The sequence below is a fragment of the Allochromatium palmeri genome (assembly GCF_009720725.1).
In the GTDB taxonomy this organism is placed as follows: Bacteria; Pseudomonadota; Gammaproteobacteria; order Chromatiales; family Chromatiaceae; genus Thermochromatium; species Thermochromatium palmeri.
On sequence record NZ_WNKT01000057.1, the window covers coordinates 1 to 19,027 of the forward strand.

The 19,027-nt window shown below is 62.2% G+C and carries 21 protein-coding genes and 1 tRNA gene; 10 read left to right on the plus strand and 12 right to left on the minus strand.

Annotated features, from left to right (window positions below; translation table 11 throughout):
* A partial coding sequence (locus GJ668_RS21130; protein WP_222930811.1) for a carboxypeptidase regulatory-like domain-containing protein occupies positions 1 to 1,494 on the plus strand: 1,494 nt, incomplete at its 5' end.
* A gap of 217 nt (positions 1,495 to 1,711) precedes the next feature.
* On the opposite strand, the gene GJ668_RS20365 is transcribed toward GJ668_RS21130, so the two are convergent.
* Positions 1,712 to 1,885 carry a hypothetical protein gene (locus GJ668_RS20365; RefSeq protein ID WP_155451439.1) on the minus strand — a complete coding sequence of 58 codons (174 nt, stop codon included), beginning with the start codon at positions 1,883 to 1,885 and terminating at the stop codon, positions 1,712 to 1,714.
* A 219-nt stretch (positions 1,886 to 2,104) separates the two neighbouring features.
* The gene (locus GJ668_RS17665) at positions 2,105 to 2,668 is read right to left on the minus strand and encodes a lipid-binding SYLF domain-containing protein (RefSeq protein ID WP_155451440.1); all 564 of its coding nucleotides are present in this window, start codon (positions 2,666 to 2,668) and stop codon (positions 2,105 to 2,107) included.
* 344 nt (positions 2,669 to 3,012) lie between these two features.
* Here GJ668_RS17665 and GJ668_RS21310 point away from each other — a divergent pair, with 344 nt between their 5' ends.
* Positions 3,013 to 3,300, plus strand: coding sequence for a CsbD family protein (locus tag GJ668_RS21310; RefSeq protein ID WP_425482508.1), 288 nt, complete (start codon positions 3,013 to 3,015; stop codon positions 3,298 to 3,300).
* 70 nt (positions 3,301 to 3,370) lie between these two features.
* Positions 3,371 to 3,529, plus strand: coding sequence for a DUF3309 family protein (locus GJ668_RS17675; protein ID WP_155451441.1), 159 nt, complete (start codon positions 3,371 to 3,373; stop codon positions 3,527 to 3,529).
* Positions 3,530 to 3,901: 372 nt separating this feature from the next.
* Here the strand turns inward: GJ668_RS17675 and trhA are convergent, their stop codons facing one another.
* Both trhA and GJ668_RS20720 read right to left on the minus strand, forming a co-directional pair.
* Positions 3,902 to 4,516: a PAQR family membrane homeostasis protein TrhA gene (trhA, locus tag GJ668_RS17680; RefSeq protein ID WP_155451455.1), complete on the minus strand. Its 615-nt coding sequence runs from the start codon at positions 4,514 to 4,516 to the stop codon at positions 3,902 to 3,904.
* Between the two features lie 32 nt (positions 4,517 to 4,548).
* Entirely contained in the window at positions 4,549 to 4,890 is a 342-nt protein-coding gene (locus tag GJ668_RS20720) for a hypothetical protein (RefSeq protein ID WP_246194969.1), read from the minus strand.
* A gap of 282 nt (positions 4,891 to 5,172) precedes the next feature.
* Between GJ668_RS20720 and GJ668_RS17695 the strand changes: the two genes are divergently transcribed.
* On the plus strand, positions 5,173 to 5,349 hold the full coding sequence (locus GJ668_RS17695; protein ID WP_155451442.1) for a CsbD family protein: 177 nt from the start codon (positions 5,173 to 5,175) through the stop codon (positions 5,347 to 5,349).
* Between the two features lie 115 nt (positions 5,350 to 5,464).
* Here GJ668_RS17695 and coq7 read toward each other — a convergent pair whose 3' ends face one another.
* Together coq7 and GJ668_RS17705 are read right to left on the minus strand one after the other, a co-directional pair.
* On the minus strand, positions 5,465 to 6,124 hold the full coding sequence (gene coq7, locus GJ668_RS17700; protein WP_155451443.1) for a 2-polyprenyl-3-methyl-6-methoxy-1,4-benzoquinone monooxygenase: 660 nt from the start codon (positions 6,122 to 6,124) through the stop codon (positions 5,465 to 5,467).
* Between the two features lie 18 nt (positions 6,125 to 6,142).
* Positions 6,143 to 7,387 carry a (Fe-S)-binding protein gene (locus GJ668_RS17705; RefSeq protein ID WP_155451444.1) on the minus strand — a complete coding sequence of 415 codons (1,245 nt, stop codon included), beginning with the start codon at positions 7,385 to 7,387 and terminating at the stop codon, positions 6,143 to 6,145.
* 183 nt (positions 7,388 to 7,570) lie between these two features.
* Between GJ668_RS17705 and GJ668_RS17710 the strand changes: the two genes are divergently transcribed.
* From GJ668_RS17710 to GJ668_RS17725, 4 genes are all read left to right on the plus strand, one after another.
* Positions 7,571 to 7,900: a (2Fe-2S) ferredoxin domain-containing protein gene (locus GJ668_RS17710; protein WP_155451445.1), complete on the plus strand. Its 330-nt coding sequence runs from the start codon at positions 7,571 to 7,573 to the stop codon at positions 7,898 to 7,900.
* A gap of 180 nt (positions 7,901 to 8,080) precedes the next feature.
* Positions 8,081 to 8,518, plus strand: coding sequence for a 50S ribosomal protein L13 (rplM, locus tag GJ668_RS17715; RefSeq protein ID WP_155451446.1), 438 nt, complete (start codon positions 8,081 to 8,083; stop codon positions 8,516 to 8,518).
* 11 nt (positions 8,519 to 8,529) lie between these two features.
* Positions 8,530 to 8,919 (plus strand): 30S ribosomal protein S9, encoded by a 390-nt coding sequence (rpsI, locus tag GJ668_RS17720; RefSeq protein ID WP_155451447.1) that lies wholly within the window; start codon positions 8,530 to 8,532, stop codon positions 8,917 to 8,919.
* 20 nt (positions 8,920 to 8,939) lie between these two features.
* Positions 8,940 to 9,013, plus strand: a tRNA-Gln gene (locus GJ668_RS17725).
* Between the two features lie 153 nt (positions 9,014 to 9,166).
* Here the strand turns inward: GJ668_RS17725 and GJ668_RS21005 are convergent.
* On the minus strand, positions 9,167 to 12,001 hold the full coding sequence (locus GJ668_RS21005; RefSeq protein ID WP_155451448.1) for a methyl-accepting chemotaxis protein: 2,835 nt from the start codon (positions 11,999 to 12,001) through the stop codon (positions 9,167 to 9,169).
* A gap of 19 nt (positions 12,002 to 12,020) precedes the next feature.
* On the opposite strand from GJ668_RS21005, the gene GJ668_RS20175 reads away from it, so the two are divergent.
* Complete coding sequence (locus GJ668_RS20175; RefSeq protein ID WP_186343181.1) at positions 12,021 to 12,332, plus strand: hypothetical protein; 312 nt, start codon at positions 12,021 to 12,023, stop codon at positions 12,330 to 12,332.
* Here the strand turns inward: GJ668_RS20175 and ssb are convergent.
* The gene (gene ssb, locus GJ668_RS17740; protein WP_155451449.1) at positions 12,329 to 12,847 is read right to left on the minus strand and encodes a single-stranded DNA-binding protein; all 519 of its coding nucleotides are present in this window, start codon (positions 12,845 to 12,847) and stop codon (positions 12,329 to 12,331) included. The genes GJ668_RS20175 and ssb overlap by 4 nt on opposite strands.
* Before the next feature lie 78 nt (positions 12,848 to 12,925).
* On the minus strand, positions 12,926 to 14,284 hold the full coding sequence (locus GJ668_RS17745; protein ID WP_155451456.1) for an MFS transporter: 1,359 nt from the start codon (positions 14,282 to 14,284) through the stop codon (positions 12,926 to 12,928).
* 313 nt (positions 14,285 to 14,597) lie between these two features.
* On the opposite strand from GJ668_RS17745, the gene GJ668_RS17750 reads away from it, so the two are divergent.
* On the plus strand, positions 14,598 to 17,360 hold the full coding sequence (locus tag GJ668_RS17750) for an ATP-binding protein (RefSeq protein ID WP_155451450.1): 2,763 nt from the start codon (positions 14,598 to 14,600) through the stop codon (positions 17,358 to 17,360).
* On the opposite strand, the gene GJ668_RS17755 is transcribed toward GJ668_RS17750, so the two are convergent.
* The 3 genes from GJ668_RS17755 to GJ668_RS17765 all read right to left on the minus strand — a co-directional run.
* A complete protein-coding gene (locus tag GJ668_RS17755) occupies positions 17,323 to 18,393 on the minus strand; it encodes an HD-GYP domain-containing protein (RefSeq protein WP_155451451.1) in 1,071 nt (356 codons plus the stop codon). The genes GJ668_RS17750 and GJ668_RS17755 overlap by 38 nt on opposite strands.
* 14 nt (positions 18,394 to 18,407) lie before the next feature.
* Positions 18,408 to 18,665 (minus strand): SpoIIE family protein phosphatase, encoded by a 258-nt coding sequence (locus GJ668_RS17760; RefSeq protein ID WP_343032243.1) that lies wholly within the window; start codon positions 18,663 to 18,665, stop codon positions 18,408 to 18,410.
* A 68-nt stretch (positions 18,666 to 18,733) separates the two neighbouring features.
* Positions 18,734 to 19,027, minus strand: a 294-nt coding sequence (locus GJ668_RS17765) for a transposase (protein ID WP_186343029.1), incomplete at its 5' end; no start/stop codon positions are given.

Here is a 19,027-nt window from a genome sequence, read left to right on the forward strand (position 1 = left end):
CATGAAGTGTGGAATGTGAACGGGTCGATCCGAGTAGAGGGCAACGGCACGTGCCCCGGAGTCGATTGCGGCGCGGGCGAGTCCGTGAGCTGGGCGCTTGGGACGCTTGAGCCTGGCGAAGTGCGTCAGCTTGGGTTGAGCTACCTGATTGTGGGGGATGTCGCGGATGGCAGCCTGATCGCCCAATCGGCTTCGGTCCAATTCGACGGTGGAGTGGCGACGGCCGGGTTCTCGGCTCCAGTCGCAAGTACGGCTTCGGGCGTAACCCCAAATGACGGGGATTGGGAGTTGCAGAGAGTCACGCTGGGCGATACCCCTGAAGCGGACTGGATGATTCGGGTTGGCGACATCGACAACCTCGGATTTGGATGGCCGGCCGGATTCAACCCCTTCTCCGGGAACAGCACGCCGCCCCACGGTTATCCTTGGGCAACGGATCCGAACGATTCCCTCGGGACTGACCAGGTCATGGTCGTTTCGAGCTATAGCTATAGTGGCTCATCCCCTTGTGGGAATGATGGATACACGAGCACAACCGCCAGGCCCGATAATGAGCCGGTTGCCATCACGCTGGAATATGCTGATGCCATTGCGGAAATCTCGCTCTCCTCTGCTGCGCTGCAGATTTTCGTCGACGACTTCCAGTCACAGGTCTTCTGCTCGCAGTTCCAAGTCACTCTCAATGGCGTCCGTATCCCGATGTTGGAGGCAGTCGTCAACTCGCTTGTCCAGACTGGACCAATCGGGAAGCTGATTACTTTTCAGATACCGACCGAGTACCTCGACCTGGTGCGATCAGGGCGGCTTGAGCTACTGTTCGATGATCCGACAACGGGGGCCGGTGACGGCTTTGCGATCGATTTCGTTAAGCTCCTTCTGAATCCAGGGGCGTTCGCGAGTACCGGCATCATTGCAGGTGTCGTGACTGATGCCGAAACTGGTGATCCAATCGAGGGTGCTCAGGTGGAGGTGCTAGGCGGCAGCCAGGCACAAACGGAGATGGATGGCCACTATACGTTGAAGTCGGTGCCAGCTGGCCTGGTGTCCGTTAAAGCATCAATGACGGAGTACCTGGACCAGATCAAAGTTATCGATCTCGTGGTGGGCCAAACTCAAGTCATCGACTTCGCGCTTGAGAGCGACCCGCTCTCGGATCGAGATGAAGACGGTGTTCCGGATGTCGAGGACAACTGTCCGCTCGCCTACAACCCTGACCAAGCCGATGCGGACAGCGATGACATCGGTGATGTCTGTGATTCCGAAGGCACGGATATCTGCGCGGTTGCAACCTTTAATGTTCCCAACGGAGATCGCGATGGCGATTTCGTCTATCGTTCGGAGGCTGGGATACGGGCGGCTCAGGTCAACATCCTAGATGGGGCTAAGGTGACCTTCGAAGCGGGCACGGACGTCATTCTAAGTCCCGGCTTCAGGGTTGCCAGTGGAGGACGTCTTGAAGCTAGGATTACTTCGGTGGAATGCTCTCTAAATTAGTGCCGGGCTCTGACCGCCTCGCTCCCACGACGCCGGGCTGCTCGGCGGGCGCGAGGTGTTCTCCGGCGTCTGGTTCAGACGCTCGCGCGCCTCCTTCAGATTCGACAGCAACTGCATTGGATAATGTGCGCAGCATCTCGCTCGGTAGTCCGCCAAGACGCGCCTTATCGAGTTGGCAAAAATTGTTATCACTCAGGCGCATCGCGGCGTGTCGCTCTCAAACCTCAACGGGGAGGCATGACTCTTCGGTGCTCGGTTGCTTGAAACTGAACACCTGACAGCCCTGCGGATTGACGCCGGACATCACATGCCGGATGGCCCCGTCCTTATCGGCCGCGTCCATTGCCTGAAAGATGAGCAGGATCGCATAGCGCTTGGAGACGTAGTGCATGCGTTGCAGCTCTTGCTGAGTTCCTCAACGCCTTCATCGAGCTTCTTGTGATGGTGTTTCTTCGACTTGAAGAATGGTTTCACCTTCGTCTGGCGCTTGCTGAGTTTGAACGCTTTTCCAGGTGACACTTGGAAATCATTGTCGCCAAGTCCCGTTGGGGAGCGGAACCCCAACGGTCTTGGACAGCGTGTCAGCGGGCAGCGACTGCCCGCCGTCAGCTCAACGTTTGATCGGCGTAATCTTCGTCCCTTCGATGCTGAGACTGGCCATGAGTCCCGTCTGATCGAAAATGAAGGCGTAGGCATCATCCTGGAGTGTGGACGATGACAGATTCTTGGCCGCGCCTGCATCCACGACCACCACAGTCGGCCCGACACCGATTTCCCAGCCCTCCGATTTGTCGAGATAGGTCAGGGCATCGTCGCTCATGAGAAAGACGACGTAGCTGTAGGACTGGGCGCCGGCCTGCCAGCCCCAGGACGCGGAGACGGAGTTGTAGTAGCCGGCGAACGTGCCCCCCTTGGTCAGCATGCCTTCACCATAACTGCCGCCGAAGACGAGTCCGGCTTTGACGACATTCGGGAACACCAGGATCCCCTTGGCCCGCTTGGCCAGCGCCGCGGCATCGGGACTGGTCTTATACAAGAGCTGCAACGCCTGAGTGGCATCGTGATTGAGGTCTTCCGCCGTTGCCGCCATCGCCGGGCTGCCGATCGCGATCAGCGAGAGGGTGGCCGCCGCCATCAAAAGGAGGTTTTGGAGCCTGTGCTGGATCTTGTGCATGGTCATGTCCTGTCGGTCGCGTTGAAATGGATGCATGGCTGAAAGACAAAATCTGCCTGACACAGCCACAGCGGTCGTGTCGGTCGGTCGAATCCGACCATGTCGGTGAATCGATCCGTCCGTAACGACAGCCAGGAGCCTAGACGGGATCTTGCGCGGGTTCCGTTCGGTGACGCACAGAGCGGCATGAAAACAAGCGCGGATTTCATTGGGCGCTTTCGTTCAATTCGTCTTTAATGCTCGTCGGATCCTAATGCGCCGGCAGCCGTCAGTGCCACCGACACCAGTCCGCTCAACCCTCCTTCCTCCAGCGAACGCTTCGCCACCGCGCGTGGAAAGCCCTTATGTGCGTTGCCGAACCGACTGCCCATCCATCGCGCGCGTATTGTTCTCCGCAGCGCTGGGAGTCAGATTCCGCGCTGGGTGATGAGTCAATTCATTTACAGGACAGACAGATGAAAAAACAACAGGTCAAGGGTCGCTACGAAGAAGCCAAAGGCAAAGTGAAGGAAGTCTCTGGTCATGTCGTCGGCAACGAAAAGCTGGAAGTCGAAGGAAAGCTCCAAAAGAACGCCGGCAAGGTTCAGGCAGACATTGGTGATGCCAAGAAGAAGATCAAGAAAAACAGCTAAGACATGATGAACGCGTTCCATCCTGGAATGCCCTTTCGTTTAACGCGTTTTTGCGAATAGGAGTATGGCCATGTCACTCGGTACCATCTTGCTCGTTGTTCTTCTTCTGATCCTGGTGGGGGTCATTCCAACCTGGTCGCATAGCCGCAGTTGGGGTTATGCGCCGAGCGGCGTGATCGGGACTATCCTGATCATCGTCCTGATTCTGTTCCTGATGGGCTATATCTAGGAACGACGACGCATTGCCGTGCATCGCCACGGCTCCTGACAAACCCATTGGGGAGTCAACCATGCAAAAGAAGCATGCCTACATGCCCATGACCCTGTCAGTAATCCTTGTTGTGGCCACAGAGCAGTCTCGATAGGACGTCAGAAGTGGCACGCAATAACCAGGGTGTGACAGGGTATTGGCGGGACATCAGAACGGGCAGGGACGCCCGCAGGCTCAGACACGGACCGAAAATCAAGAATAAGTCTGGCGCGACAGGAGTATACCCATGAGCACGAAACCGGCATTCAACGTCGAACCGGATGGTGTTGTGAACCAGGTGTTGCGTCCCGTTGATTGCGGTTGGTGGCCGGCGAGCGCGCCTCGTACCGGTCACAACAGCAGCAGAATCGCGACATAGTGGCTCACGCTGCCGGCGAGCACGAACAAATGCCAGACACCATGGGACCAGGGGTACCAATGGTCGAGGACATAGAAGAGGATGCCCGAGGTATAAAAGATCCCGCCCACCAGCAGCCAGCGGAAGCTGGCCGGAGGCAGGGCGGCCAGCAGCGGGTTCAGGGCCAAGATACAGAGCCATCCCATGAACAGATAGAGCACCACGGGCAAGACCCTGGGTCCCTGGCGCGGCAAGGCATCCAGAACGATCCCGAGCGCCGCCAATCCCCAGATCGCCCCGAATAACCACCAGCCCAGCGCGCCCTTGAGTCCGAGCAGGGCGAAAGGGGTATAGGTCCCTGCGATCAGCAGGTAGATGGCTTGGTGGTCCAACACCCGGAAGACCCGCTTCGCCGCCCCGACCAGGCTGTGATAGAGGGTGGAGACCAGATAGAGCAGAAACAGGGTGAAGCTGTAGAGGCTATCGCTCACGATCGCGCGGGCATCGCCGGCCATCACGGCGAAGGTCACGAGTGCCGTGCCACCGGCGAGGGCGAAGGCCGCACCGATCAAGTGCGTGATACTGTTGAAGCGCTCCCCTTTTGGCATGATGTCCATGGCCTCGTTGAGCTCCGCCGCACCTACCTCACCGACGCGAGCGGCAGAGTGGGGATGTGGGCCGGTGCGCTGAAGGGTTCGTTAACGACCTGGATCGACGGCTTTTCGACTACAAGGACTTGCGGCGACGGACCGCGACGAAACCGATTAGGCCGATGCCGAAGAGGCCGATGGTGGCGGGTTCTGGGACGGTCCTTCACCAGAATATTCACCGCCGGTTCGGTGTCGCCGAAGCGATAGGTGCGGCCACCCCACAGGCGAACTTCCAGCGGGATCTTGACCCGGTCGCCGAAGACGCGCTTCTGAATCAGGCGAGCGAGTCGGTCAGCGGCCGAAGCCCCGATAACGGTTGCGCATTGGCTCATCGAAGGTGCCTCCACCGTACAGCGTCAGGACTCACTTGGCGGACTCGCGCTCAAGCCGAGCACTTGGTCACAGGCGTCAAGTCAGTGTCGTTGAATCTCACTCTATTTGTGAGTGTGACCGACGCGGTCGTGGCTGTCGGTTCGGTAACGCACAAAAGAAAAAGGCGCGTCTATGTGTGTTGCCGAACCGACCGCGAGCCGTGGTGCGCGTATGTTTCTCTTCAAGTGCTGGGAATCACAGTCCACGCTAGGGTGATGTCAATTCATTGACAGGACAGACACATGAACAAACAACAGGTCAAAGGTCGCTACGAAGAAGCCAAAGGCAAAGTGAAGGAAGTCACCGGTCATATCACCGGCAACGAATCGCTGGAAGTGGAAGGAAAGCTTCAAAAAGACGCTGGAAAAATCCAGGCCGGCGTTGGGGATGTCAAGGCGGAGATCAGGAAAGAGCACTAAACCGCGCGTTACTGAGCCGTACAACGGTGTCTGGACAGGCGATTTCGCAGTTGGAAATCGGCCTGTCTAGCACATGTCGAGCGCGAACACGCTGAAATCCTGGACGATTCAGTGCTCAAACCCAATAGACTGTCCGCGTCATGATGCGCGAGGTCAGCTTCATCGCCTGACGGATGGGCGCGGGCAGATCGGTCCCGCCCGCCGACTTGGCGATCTGAGCATGATGGATCTCGTCCGCCTTCATCTGCTCCAGAATCGCGCGGCTTTTTTCATCATGGGCCGGAATCTGGTCCAGATGCTCGTCGAGATGATCCTCGACCTGACGCTCGGTCTCGACCACGAAGCCGAGACTCCATTTGTCGCCCGCCAGCCCGGCCAGCGCTCCCATCGCAAAGGAGCCGGCATACCAGAACGGGTTCAGCAGACTCTTGCGATCACCCAGTTCCTCCAGCCGTTCTTCGCACCAGGCCAGATGATCGTTCTCCTCCTTGGCCGAGCGCTCCAGACGCTGGCGCGTTTCGGGCAGCTTGGCGGTGAGTGCCTGCCCCTGATAGAGCGCCTGCGCACAGACCTCGCCGGTGTGGTTGATACGCATCAGGCGCGCCACATGCTGGCGCTGATCCTCACGCAGATCCGCCTCCATCAAATCGGCGGACGGATTCTTACGCTCGGTGATGCGCGGACGGCCAAACACCGTGCGCAGGGCCTGGTCGGCGCTGATGAGCAGGTGATCGACTGAGGTATAACGGCGGCTGTCGTGCTGAGTGTTCATCATGGATTGAAGACTCGCGAATCAGATGGAGGAGGACGGGAGTTGGCGCGCGATCAGCTCGACCGGATGACAGACCTCGATGTCGAGACCCGACTCACGCACCCCGGCGAGCAGATGCAGCGCGCATCCCGGATTGGTGGTTACGATGATATCCGGCTTCAAGTCGCGGATGTGGTGCAACTTGTCATCGAGCAGTGCGGCGGCCATCGTCGGCTGTTGGAGCAGGTAGGTTCCAGCGGCGCCGCAACAGCGCGCGTTGTCCGGCAGCGGCGCGACCTCCAGACCCGGAATCCGCGCCAGCAGCCGATAGACGGCGGCATTGCCGCCGAGCAGACGTCGGTGCGAGCAGGGTTCATGCACCAGCACGCGCCGCGCCAGTGGAGCGATCTTCAGTGTGTCCGGCCAGTCGCGCTGGTCAAGATAGTCGCAGACCTCCCAGGTCCGGGCCAGCTCGGGATGCTCGCGCAGCTCAGCGATACAGGCGCTGGAGACGCCGACCAGCGGACGATCACCATAGACCTGCGCGCACTGCGCCCGCGCGCGGTCGGCGTCTTCCGCAAAGCCATTGTGACGCTGCATGGCACCGCAACAGAGCGATTCGGACGCGATGCGCACGCTGAGGCCAAGCGCCTCGCCGACGATCCGGGTTGCCGCGAGCGCCCCGCCTTGCGCGCTCGCGCCCGAGCAACCGACGAACAGATCCAGATCGGCCGGCTCGGGCGCCTGTGGCGCAATCCGACGGGCCGTGATGGCCAGTGTTTTGAACAGCCGGTGAGGCGCGGCGAGGCCACGGAACCGGATCAGACGCGCGGTCTCGACAAATCGCGCCGCGCCCGTCCTGACATAGAGCACGGCCAGCCGTCCCAGCACGTCCATGATCCGCGCGCTCGACAGCGCACCGAGCCAGTGTCGCGTCCAGAACCGCCGCCAGGCCGGCGCCTCCGCCGCCTGTTTGGTCCGCACACCGTCGAGCAGACGCCCGTAGGCGACCAGCGACGGACAGGCCGATTCGCAAGCACGGCAGAGCAGACAGCCGTCGAGATGCGCGGCCAAGGTCGGCGTCATCGCCAACTGGCCTGTCAGCCAGCCCTGGGTCAAGGCGATCCGTCCGCGCGGCGAGTCGGCCTCGTGGCGCGTCTTGGCATAGGTCGGGCAATGCGGCAGACAGAGTCCGCACTTGACGCACTGATCGGCGAGTTGGAGCAGGGATTGATTGGCGTGCCGGGACGCATGATGAGCGGCCGACGGAGTAACCTGAGTATTCAAAACGGCTTCTTAGCGGTGGAATGATGGGGGGCAGTCGAAGGGCCTGACGGACCGCAGCGGACGCGCGGCAGGGGCGATACGAATAGCGCCCTGAACGCATCGATTCGCATGGTACTCTATAAACTGCTATTCCGACTAAACCACTCTCCTGACTCGTCGGCACCCGGCGATCCGAGATCGATCATGGCGCACTACAGTCATCACATCTTCTTTTGCACCAACCGCCGCGAGGACGGTCGCCAATGCTGCGACCAGGCCGGCGCCACTACCATGCGCGACTATCTCAAGCGTCGAGCCAGGGAGGAGGGGCTGTCCGGTCCCAATGGCGTGCGTGTCAATACCGCCGGCTGTCTGGGACGCTGTGTCGATGGACCCGCGATCGTCGTCTATCCTGATGCGATCTGGTATACCTACGCCAACGAGCAGGATCTGGAAGAGATCCTGAGCGAGCATCTGAAGGCCGGGCGCGTGGTCGAGCGGTTGCGGCTGCCTGATTCAGCGCGCGCGTCCTGAACGATCCCCTCTCCCGAGCGGGCGGGTGTGCGGTCCAGCATGAGATCGCGTCATGAGGTTATCAGGGGCTTGCGCTCCCGAATTTGATCGCGTATATTTCGCGGTCTTTCCCGAAGCGGACAATCGATTACACGGCCAGCGCGCTGATTACCGCGCGCGGCCCTCCCGGAGCGATGGAACATGACGACGACTGTTAGCGCCAAGCCCGCCGAGGTTCGCCGCGCTTGGTACCTGGTAGATGCCGATGGCAAGACCCTGGGCCGTCTGGCGAGCGAGCTGGCCAGCCGCCTGCGCGGCAAGCACAAGCCGCAATACACCCCGCACGTGGACACAGGCGACTACATGGTGGTCGTCAATGCCGAGAAGATCCGCGTGACCGGCAACAAGCTCCAGGACAAGATGTACTATCGCCACACAGGCTATGTCGGCAACCTCAAGTCGACCAACCTGGAGAAGCTGTTGCAGACCGCCCCTGAGCGCGCCATCCAGTTGGCCGTCAAGGGTATGCTGCCCCGTGGACCGCTTGGTCGCGCCATGTTCAAGAAGCTGCGCGTCTATGCCGGACCCAATCACGAACATCAGGCCCAGCAGCCGCAAGTCCTCGAACTCAACGTTTAGGAATCAGACTCATGTCGGAGACACAACTCGCCACTGGTCGTCGCAAGACCTCCGCCGCACGGGTCTTCCTGTCGCTGGGATCGGGCGCCATCACCGTCAATAATCGTCCGCTGGATGAGTATTTCGGCCGCGAGACCGCACGCATGGTCGTGCGTCAGCCGCTCGAAACCGCCGGCCTGCTCGACCGCCTTGACATCAAGGTCACGGTTCGCGGCGGTGGCAACACCGGACAGGCTGGTGCCATCCGTCACGGTATCGCCCGTGCGCTGGTCGAGTATAATGAGGAACTGCGCAGCCCCATGCGTCGCGCCGGTTTCCTGACTCGCGATGCACGCGAAGTCGAGCGTAAGAAGGTTGGTCTGCACAAGGCGCGTAAGCGTCCGCAGTACTCCAAGCGCTGATCGCTTCGAGACAGTTTTCCTGGGGAATCGTCTAACGGCAGGACAGCGGACTCTGACTCCGCTAATCTAGGTTCGAATCCTAGTTCCCCAGCCAAACACAACAAGGGCTTAGCCGCAAGGCTAGGCCCTTGTTCTTTGTGCTGAGTCCGGTTTGAGTCCACCACACCTCGACGCGGTCATCGCGCTCCTCGCATGGATCCGCGATCGACCATGTTGCTAGCCGAGGCTTTCACTGGGTCGACTTCGATCAAAACTCCTCCCACTGCTCCCCATCATCAGCGGCCGGTGTCGACTTGGGTCGCTTGGCGAGTGAGGACGCGGCCGCTTTGACGGGGGCCTTGGGTTTAGCGCCTATCGTTTGCGCCGCTTGGGTCGCGCTGGAACGCGGCTGAACCCGAGCCGGCGCGCGCGCGGACGCAGAACCCGTGGAACCCGCTCCGCTGAGCTTAAACATCGAGACCGTCTGGGCCAACACTCGCGTTTGATCCTCCAGACTCTCAGCGGCCGCCGCTGCCTGTTCGACCAGGGCCGCGTTCTGTTGCGTGACCTCATCCATCTGGGCGACCGCCTTGGTCACCTGCTCGATGCCTGTACTCTGCTCGCGCGAGGCGCCGGTGATTTCGTCGACCAGGATGGTGACCTGACGGAAGCTGTCGAGGATCTCGGACATTGTCGTGCCGGCCTGAGAGGCCAGTTGCGCACCGCCTTCGACTTTGCTGACCGAGTCGGTGATGAGTTCTTTGATCTCCTTGGCCGCCTGGGCGCTGCGCTGGGCCAGATTGCGCACCTCGGCGGCGACTACCGCAAAGCCACGTCCCTGCTCACCGGCGCGTGCCGCCTCGACAGCGGCATTGAGCGCCAGGATATTGGTCTGGAAAGCGATACCGTCGATGACGCTGATAATGTCGGCGATCCGTCGGCTCGACTCCTGGATGCTGCTCATGGTATCGACGACACGCTGCACCATATCGCCGCCGCGCGCCGCGATCGTGTTGGCGCTCTGTGCGAGCTGGTTGGCCTGATCGGCGTTCTGGGCGTTCTGCTTGACCGTCGCATTGATTTCCTCCATGGAACTGGCCGTTTCCTCCAGACTCGCCGCCTGCTCCTCGGTGCGTGTCGACAGGTCGGAATTGCCCGCAGAGATCTCGCCCGCGGCGGTGGAGATGGCGTCCGAGACTTCCAGGATGCGTCCCACGACCTCGCGCAGGCGCGCCACCGTGGTATTGGTGTCGTCCTTGACCTGACCGAAGGTGCCGTTGTACTCGGCCTCGATGGTGCGATTGAGATCGCCCGAAGCGATGGCGTTGAGCACGATCGCCACGTCAGACAGTCCCTGCGCGACGATCCCGATCAGCCGGTTGAGTCCCTCGCTCAGCTGAAGGAAGAAGCCGTCCTTGCCCTGAAGCTCGATGCGGCGCTTGAAGTCGCCGTTGGCGGCGGCCTGGATGAGTTCAGCGATCTCGCGCTCGGCTGTGACCTCGGCGGTGCGATCGACCCACTGGGTCACGCGGCCGCGATACTGACCGTCCTCGCCCTTGATCGGGGTGGCGGTCATGCGCAGATTGCGCCGCGACTGGATCATGTCGAAATGCCGGGTCTGCTCCAGCTTGCCGCGATAGACCTCGGCGACCGTCTGGTCCTCGAAGTAGGTCGCGAGGCTGGTACCGATCATGCCCTTGACCGAGAATCCCGGATGGCGCTGGCGAACGTCCGCTTCCATAGACTGCCAGAGGTGCTGCGCGGCGGCATTGAGGTAGACCAGTTGGCTGCGGTCGTCGGAGATGGTCACCGGCAGGGTCACATTGTCGAGTCCAGCGCGGATGCGCAGATTCTCGTTGGCGATCCGGCGTGCATCCTGGATGTCGAAGTCCAGCCGGGCCTGTACCGACTTGACCGCGAGCATCATCTCGCCGAGTTCGTCCTTGTTGTCGGCCAGGATGCGGCTGCTGTAGTCGCCGTTGGAGAGTGCCTCCAGATAGCCGAGCGTCTTGCGCAGCGGGCGGGTGATCTTACGCACCAGCCAGATGCCGAGCAGGATGGCGGTCACCAGTGCCAGCAGCGAGAGGCCAAGCGCCTGGAGTTCGGCGAGATTCGCGGCGGCGATGGCGGTGTTCCGCTCGGCCTGGGCCGCGCGTGTGACCTTGGCAGCGGCCTCGAGGATCAGTACCTTATACGCACGCCAGACGACGTTGTCCTGGGTGTCGTAGGTCTGTTTGGCCCCGATCAGATTGCCGGTGCTGATCTGGATCAATACCTGGCCCTGAATTTCACTGTGGCGCTGGCGTTCCTGCTCGATGCGTGTGAGTACCTGGAGTGCTTCGCGGTCATTGGCCGAGAGCCGGCGCGCCGTTTTCAGATGCTGAGCGAATTGCTGACTGGCTTTTTCGACGTTGTTGCGGGCCTGTTTGTCGCTGGGTTCAAGCAGCAGATAGCGCATGGCGGCCGCCATCTGCAAACCCTCGCCGAGCATGCCGTTATAGGACTGCTCCAGGATCTGCGTTTCATCGTTGATGTGCTGCAATTGACCGGCGGCGCGATTCAGGCTCATGAGCGAGACAGTGAGCGCCAGGATGAAAAACGCAGAGATGAGCACGAGACCGCCCGGCAAAGCCCAGCGGATATGAATGTCGTTGATGCTGGCGGCGATCCGCGCTAACAGCGGCTGCGCCGGCTTGCCGGCGCGCAGTCGCGCATAAATGATTTCGGCCTCGGCGATCTGTTCGCGCGCAGGCTTGCGGCGCACTGAGATATAGCCGGTGATCTGGCCTTTTTCGCGTAGCGGCGAGACATTGGCCTCGACCCAGTAGAAGTCGCCGTTCTTGCAGCGATTCTTCACCAACCCGGTCCAGGGGCGACCCGACTGAATGGTCTGCCACATGTCCTTGAAGGCCGCTTCCGGCATGTCGGGGTGACGGATGATGTTCTGCGGCGCGCCCATCAGCTCCTGCTCGGTGAAGCCGCTGATATCGACGAAATCTCGGTTGAAGTCGGTGATCCGTCCTTTGAGATCGGTCTTGGAGACGATCAGTTGATCGTCACGCATCACATGCTCGGTGGCGGTGACGGGCAGATTCATGCGCATGGTTGGTGTGTTCCCCGTTGTGGGCGAGCGCTTCGGCGCGATTGAAAGACCATATTATGACCCGGCGCAGATCGACACGACGCAGTTACAGCGTCAGGCGCGGAGTCAATCGCTCGATGCCAAGAGCGAGGCCGAGCGCATCGAGAAAGAACTGCACGCCATCGAACAAATCAAGCACAGCGAGGGTGGCGTTTCGGGCAAAGCCGCCCAGCTTGGAAAACTGGAACTGGCGCGTCGCGAACTGCTCGACACCTCGCTTCAGCGCTCGCAAGTACAGCAGGGTTCAGCCGAGTCGACGGTACGTTATCGCCTAACTCGGCTGGCGGGCTAGAACGGAATGTCGTCGTCGAAATCAGACCCACCGCCGAAGCTGCCGCGATCTGGTGTGGCTGATTGGCTCGCATCCGGCGCGGCTGGGCGAGCGCCACTGCTGCCGCCGGAGCTACGGGCTGATGCGGCTGGGGCCTCGTCGAAGGGCACCGATGAAGCGCCACCCGGCCGACCGTCGAGCATCTGCATGGTGCCGCCGATGTCGACGACAACCTCGGTCGTATAGCGATCCTGGCCGTCCTGGGTCTGCCATTTGCGCGTGCGCAGTTTGCCCTCGACATAGATCTTGGAGCCCTTGCGCAGATACTGCTTGACGATCTCGGCGAGCTTGCCGAAGAAGACCACGTTATGCCATTCGGTGCGTTCCTGGGTCTCGCCGGTATTGCGATCCTTCCAGGACTCGCTGGTGGCGATGCGCACATTGGCTACGGCATCGCCGCTGGGCATGTAGCGGACATCGGGATCGGCGCCCAGATTGCCGATCAGGATCACTTTATTGACACCGCGTGTCGCCATCTGTCTACTCCCACCGACCTCGTGCGAGTGCCGGCTATCGATCTAGATAAAGGCGACCAATCGATCGAGCCGATCAGGCTAGATCCTGGCCGCCGAAAACGTCTGCAATCTTGCCCAATCGAGTTGACGGCTGTCTACCTTGAGATAGGCCACGCCCTCGTCGAGTGCGATCACGGCTTCTTTGACGCCTGGAACCGCCAGCAGACGCTGCTCCAGGCTGGAAACATCGAGCATAGCGCCTGACGCGCCGAGCGTCAGGACATGACGGCTCAGATTCTCCGGAATCGGCAGACTCCAGGCCAACCGGAGCCAGACGAGCGCCGTCAGCATCCCGACCAAATAGACTGACGCGACCCCGAATTGCTCATGGGCCAGGCCGCCGAGCAGTCCGCCGAGAAAGGCGCCGACGAACTGCGAGCTGGAGAACACGCCCATGGCCGTGCCCTTGGTGCCGGCCGGCGCCGCCTTGGAGACCAGCGAGGGCAGCACCGCCTCCAGCAGATTGAAGATGGTGAAAACCACGGCCAGCAGCACGCCGACCAGCCACAGCGTCTGATTGAACAGATAGAAACCCAGCATGGAGAGCGCGAGCGTTGCCACTGAGCCGATCAGCACCGAGCGCACCTGGCCGCGCCGTTCAGCGAGCACGATGAAGGGCACCATGGCCAGGATCGCCACCAGCACCGCCGGCAGATAGAGCGTCCAGTGCTCGGTCACCGGCAACCCGGCCTCGCGCAGCGAGAGCGGCAGCACCACGAACAGACTGACCATGGTCAGATGCAGCATGAAGATCGCCAGATCCAGCCGGATCAGGGTCGGATCGTGCACCACGCCGGCGAGCTGGTCGAGCACCGGCTGGGCGTCGCGATGCACTTTCGAGTGCTCGGGATCGGGCACCATCTGGGCGAGCAGCAGCATTCCGGCGAGCGCCAGCAGGGCCGTGAGCCAGAAGAGTCCCGAGATCCCGATCAGCCCTGTGAGCGGCGGTCCGACCACCAGTGCGGCCGCGAAGGAGAGGGCGACACTGATCCCGATCGCCGCCATGCCCTTGGTACGCACCGCATCGCGCGTGAGATCAGCGGTCAGGGCGATGATGGCCGCCGCGATCGCGCCGCTGCCCTGGAGCACGCGCCCGAGGATGACCCCATAGATGCTATCGGCCAGGGCCGCGACCAGACTGCCGATCAAAAACAGCAGCAGCCCACCATAGATGACCGGCTTGCGTCCGATACGGTCTGACAGCAGGCCGAGCGGAATCTGGAACAGCGCCTGGGTCAGGCCATAGGCGCCGATCGCCAGTCCGACCAGCAGTGGCGTGGCGCCGGGCAGGTCGTGGGCATAGAGCGCCAGCACCGGCAGCACCATGAACAGCCCGAGCATGCGGGTCGAGAAGATGGCGGCAAGTCCGGCGGCGGCGCGGCGTTCCGAGGCCAGCATGGGTACGTTGGGGATCTCGGGGTGGGAGTGGTTCGATCGATTCACGGGCCGGCCTATGTCTGTGCGAGAACGAAGAGCTGAATCATAAACCGCCGTCGGCGTGAGCGGCAGGGTTTTGGCTCGGTCGGTTCAGAGTCGCTGCAGAATCGGGCCGGCGTCGACTGCGCGCCTGGATGGGATCCGCTGTGTTCACGCAATCTTCACAACGCTGTGCTTCACTCACCGGCTTCAGTTGCTTGGACTGGGCCGGTTCCGAGTGTCGAGCCGGCATCGACTGTCCCGGCACCTCCATCACCCGAACCGAGGGCGCGCCGTGACGCCGGACCCGCTGAACGACGACATCAAGCGGAGCGAGATCCGCTACCGTGGACTGTTCGAGAACATGATCAGCGCCGCCATGGTGCTCTCGCATCGTCCGGACGGCTTTCACATCGAGGCGATCAATGCCCAATGCCGCCAGTTCGCCGTCCTGGACATCGCCGGACGTTCGGTCGCCTGGTTGCACGAGGTGATCGACACCCATGAGTCCCCGGAACTCCACGCGGCCCTGAAGGAGGTGTTGGAGCAGGGCGTCGGCAGACACATGGATGAGTTTCCACTGATCCGCTCCGGTCAGGCCCACTGGCTGGACTGCCACATCTTTCCACTGGTCGCCGACGAGATCGTGTTGATGATCCGCGACGTCACGGATCAGAAGCTCGCGCGTGATCTGCGCCATGCCAAGGAGGCCGCCGAGCAGGCCAGCGAACTCAAGAGCGCCTTTCTGGCCAGCATGAGCCACGAGATCCGTACCCCGCTCAACGGCGTGCTGAGCATGGTCGAGCTGTTGCGTGGCTCCAGGCTCAATGGCAGGCAGCGTCACTGGGTCGAGGCCATCCGGGGGTCGGGACAACTGCTGCTGTCGACCATCAACGACATCCTCGATTTCTCACGCATCGAGGCGGGACGGCTGCAACTGGACCGGGTCCAGTTCTCGCTCGGCGAGGTCATCGGCAATCTGTTCAACGCGACCTTCCAGCGGGCCTATGCCAAGCAGCTCGAACTGGTGATCCATCAGGATCCCGGACTGCCCGACGCCCTGATCGGCGATCCGTTCCGCCTCCAGCAGATCCTGGTCAATCTGGTCGGCAATGCCATCAAGTTCACGGATCAAGGCGATATCGAGATCCGCCTCACCTACCGCGAACTGCCGGACGATCGGCTCGACCTCTGCGTCTCGGTGCGCGATACCGGGATCGGCATGGGGTCGGAGCAGATCGGGCAGCTGTTCCAACCCTTCGAGCAGATTCGCGCCAACGGATGGCGTTTCTCCGAGGGAACCGGGCTGGGACTCGCCATCTGCAAACGACTGGTCGATGCCATGGACGGCGAGATCGGCGTCGAGAGTGCGCCGGGCAAGGGCAGTCTGTTCTACTTCGAGGTTCCGGTCAGTCGCGCCGAGATCGGGCCGCCGACATCCTGGCTGCTGCCTAGAGAATGGCGCTGTCCGACCCTGGTCTGGATCGAACATGACCTGATGCGCGCGACGGCCACGCATCTGCTCTCGATCCTGGGTTTCGAGGCCGAACAGACGGCGGAGGCGGCTACGGCCTTCGACTGGGCGCGCGACCTGGAGGCCGACGCCGGCACCTGTCTGCTGATGCTCGACGATGCCTGGCTCGCGCACCATGGTCCCCGCCTGGTGAGCGCACTGCGCACGCATGAGGAGCGCGCGACCGGTCGCGACAGGCGCGTCCTGGTGCTCTATGTGGTCAACGTGTTCGCCCGCGACCGGGGTGAACTCGACCGGCTCGACGGCATGACGGATACGGCTTATGCCATGAAGCCGCTGCATCTCTCGGCCCTGTTCAACGCCTTGCAGGATCTGTTCGGCGCCCCGAGTCGCGCGACGCGGCTGGAGCGCAAGTCCGACGACCCATCCTGGGCGGTCTTGATCCGGCGTCTGGGAGCGCGTGAGCAGCTGTCCGGTGCGCGATTGCTGCTCGCCGAAGACAATCCGGTCAATCAGCAGGTCGCCACCGAGGCGCTGGCGCTGGTCGGCATCGAGACGCGCGTCGTGGTCAATGGTCTCGCGGCGATCGAGGCGATCGAGGAGGACGCGTTCGACGGCGTCCTCATGGACGTGCAGATGCCGCTCATGGACGGCCTGGAGGCGACCGAGATCATTCGCCGTCGTCACGACCCGGACGCCCTGCCGATCATCGCCATGACAGCGGGTGTCTTCTTCAAGGACCGTCAGCGCAGTCTCCAGGTCGGCATGAACGATCATGTCGGCAAGCCGATCAACATGCGCAATCTGCTCGAAACCCTGCTGAAGTGGATCCGCCCCGCGCATCCGCGCCCATTCCGCTCGCTGGATCCCGAACGGTTCGAGGAGGTCGCGAGCGATCGGCTCCAGCTCATCGAGGGCGAGCTGGACTGGAGCCGGGTCGATCTGCCCGGCATCAAGGTGCGCAAGGGACTCAACCGTCTCGGCGGCAACGGTCTGCTCTATTTCAAGCTGCTGACGACCTTCGTCAGTCTACAGTCGCAGGGGCGGGAAACCATGCCGGCGGCCCTGGAACGCGCCGATGAGGCCGCACTGCGTCTCCAGGCCCATACGCTCAAGGGTGTGGCCAAGACGCTGGGGGCCGACGCCCTGCACGCCCACGCCGAGCGCGTCGAGCAGGCGGCAGAGGCGGGTGAGCGTGCAAGTCTCGATGCGCTGTTGCACCCGATGCTCGATGAACTCCAGACGGTGCTGGACGGTGTGAACGCCTTTCTGGAGTCCTGGCATCTGGCTGATGATGAGACCGGCGACGGAGACCTTGGCGCGCGTCCCGACCCGGAGCAGGCCGGCGATCGCCACGCGCTGATCGCCGCCTTGCTGGAACACGGCGATACGCGACTCCGGGATGTCTGTGTCGACAATCGGGCCTATCTACGTGACTGGTTCGGCGGGGAGGCATCCGGTTACGCGCACTTCATGGCCTTGATCGAGCAGTATCGCTTCGAGGAGGCACGGCGGATCTTTCGCGAGCGGGCAAACCCGCCCGATGTCACACCGGAGACGGCTGATCGGCGAACTTCAGCTTGATCGCCAGGATCTCGGGCTCGATGGCGAGGAAGCGATCGAGCAGTCGGGGGTCGAAATGCCGGCCCCGCTGTTCGCGCATCCAGTCGATCGCTTCGTCCGTCGACCAGGGGGCCTTGTAGGGGCGCTCCGAGGTCAGGGCATCGAAGACGTCCGCAATCGCGACGATCCGGCCCGCGAGCGGGATGGATTCACCGGCCAATCCCTGCGGATAGCCGTTGCCGTCCCAGCGTTCGTGATGGGTCAGGGCGACAGTGCGCGCCAGGGACATCAGCGCACTTTCGCGCCCGCCGAGGATCGCGGCGCCGATCTCGGGGTGCCGGCGGACGAGGTCGAACTCGTCGTCGGTCAACGGCCCCGGCTTGAGCAGGATCCGGTCCGGAATCCCAATTTTGCCCACGTCGTGTAAGGGCGCGGCTCGAAACAGCAATTCGGTGGTCGGGGCGTCCAGATCGGCAGCACGCGCGAGCAGGCGGCTGTAGTGGCTCATGCGCTGTACATGCAGGCCGGTCTCGTTGTCGCGGAACTCCGCCGCGCGCCCCAGGCTGTCGAGCAGATCCTGCTGGAGACGCTCGTTTTCCTGGGTGCGCTCGGCGACGCGCTGCTCGAGCAGACGCTGGTTCTGGGCGAAGGCCAGATGGGCGCGCACCCGAATCTGGAGCTGCCTGGGTCCGACCGGCTTGGACAGATAATCGGTGGCGCCATGCTCAAAGGCGCGGATCTCGCAGAACTCGTCGTTGTGGCTGGTCAGGAAGATCACCGGCGCCTGCCGGGTCGCGGGATGCTCACGCAGCGTCCGGCAGACCGCGTAGCCGTCCAGACCGGGCATGGACAGGTCGAGCAGGACCAGATCCGGCGCGGGGTCGAGCCTGGCCAGATGCAGACCGCGCTCGCCGTCCTGCGCGGCCAGGATGCGAAACTCTGCGCGCAGGGCCGAGTCGATGATCGACAGGGTCATGGGGTCGTCGTCGATCGCTAGCAGGGTTCGCAGCTCGACTCCGTGCCGGGGTGGATGGGTATCGCCGGCCTGTTTCATCGATGACGGTTCCTCTATAGGGTCAGCTCCAGGATGAGCACATCGTCTTCGAGCGAATTCCGGCCCCGATGATAGCGTACCGCGTCCAGCAGGTCTTCGAGCGGCCCCTGACGCTCCAGCAGGGTGGTGTAGGCCGCCGTCAATCGCTCCAGGCCGAAGAGCCGACCGTTCGGATCGCTCGCTTCCAGCAGGCCATCGCTGGTCAGCAATAGCCTTGACTCGGTCTCGACCTCCAGGCTGTGGAGAAGTTCACCCGAGACACCGGGCGCGATCCCATAGGCGCCAACATAGCCGCCAGCCCTTGAAAATCAGTGGAGAACCGCGAGCTGTTAAACCTCGACTAGGCCGGGATGCGTAATTTCTCTTCCTCTGGATCGAGCGTAGTTTTGGTCCAGAGTCGGTCAGCGATGGCGAAGGGATCGGCATTGATGGTGTGAACAAAGTGGTTGACCCGTTGAACCAATTCCTCGGCCGTGGCGTGACAATGATGGTAGGTGACCTCCTCGCGTAACCATCGCCACAGCGCTTCCACCGGCATGAAGTCTGGGCTATAGGCGGGCAACGGTTGGAGGGTGATCGACAGCTCCTGAGCGAGCTCGCGCACGGCCCCGGCGCGATGATAGGAGGCGCCATC

What these genes read in the sequence shown, in the direction of transcription:
- GJ668_RS17755 (WP_155451451.1), bottom strand. Translation starts at nt 18,393, where the DNA reads ATGAAACAGGCCGGCGATACCCATCCACCCCGGCACGGAGTCGAGCTG.
- rpsI (WP_155451447.1), top strand. Translation starts at nt 8,530, where the DNA reads ATGTCGGAGACACAACTCGCCACTGGTCGTCGCAAGACCTCCGCCGCA.
- GJ668_RS20365 (WP_155451439.1), bottom strand. Translation starts at nt 1,885, where the DNA reads ATGCACTACGTCTCCAAGCGCTATGCGATCCTGCTCATCTTTCAGGCA.
- GJ668_RS20720 (WP_246194969.1), bottom strand. Translation starts at nt 4,890, where the DNA reads ATGAGCCAATGCGCAACCGTTATCGGGGCTTCGGCCGCTGACCGACTC.
- trhA (WP_155451455.1), bottom strand. Translation starts at nt 4,516, where the DNA reads ATGCCAAAAGGGGAGCGCTTCAACAGTATCACGCACTTGATCGGTGCG.
- GJ668_RS17710 (WP_155451445.1), top strand. Translation starts at nt 7,571, where the DNA reads ATGGCGCACTACAGTCATCACATCTTCTTTTGCACCAACCGCCGCGAG.
- GJ668_RS17665 (WP_155451440.1), bottom strand. Translation starts at nt 2,668, where the DNA reads ATGCACAAGATCCAGCACAGGCTCCAAAACCTCCTTTTGATGGCGGCG.
- GJ668_RS21005 (WP_155451448.1), bottom strand. Translation starts at nt 12,001, where the DNA reads ATGCGCATGAATCTGCCCGTCACCGCCACCGAGCATGTGATGCGTGAC.
- GJ668_RS17745 (WP_155451456.1), bottom strand. Translation starts at nt 14,284, where the DNA reads ATGCTGGCCTCGGAACGCCGCGCCGCCGCCGGACTTGCCGCCATCTTC.
- GJ668_RS21310 (WP_425482508.1), top strand. Translation starts at nt 3,013, where the DNA reads ATGTGCGTTGCCGAACCGACTGCCCATCCATCGCGCGCGTATTGTTCT.
- rplM (WP_155451446.1), top strand. Translation starts at nt 8,081, where the DNA reads ATGACGACGACTGTTAGCGCCAAGCCCGCCGAGGTTCGCCGCGCTTGG.
- ssb (WP_155451449.1), bottom strand. Translation starts at nt 12,847, where the DNA reads ATGGCGACACGCGGTGTCAATAAAGTGATCCTGATCGGCAATCTGGGC.
- GJ668_RS17695 (WP_155451442.1), top strand. Translation starts at nt 5,173, where the DNA reads ATGAACAAACAACAGGTCAAAGGTCGCTACGAAGAAGCCAAAGGCAAA.
- coq7 (WP_155451443.1), bottom strand. Translation starts at nt 6,124, where the DNA reads ATGATGAACACTCAGCACGACAGCCGCCGTTATACCTCAGTCGATCAC.
- GJ668_RS17675 (WP_155451441.1), top strand. Translation starts at nt 3,371, where the DNA reads ATGTCACTCGGTACCATCTTGCTCGTTGTTCTTCTTCTGATCCTGGTG.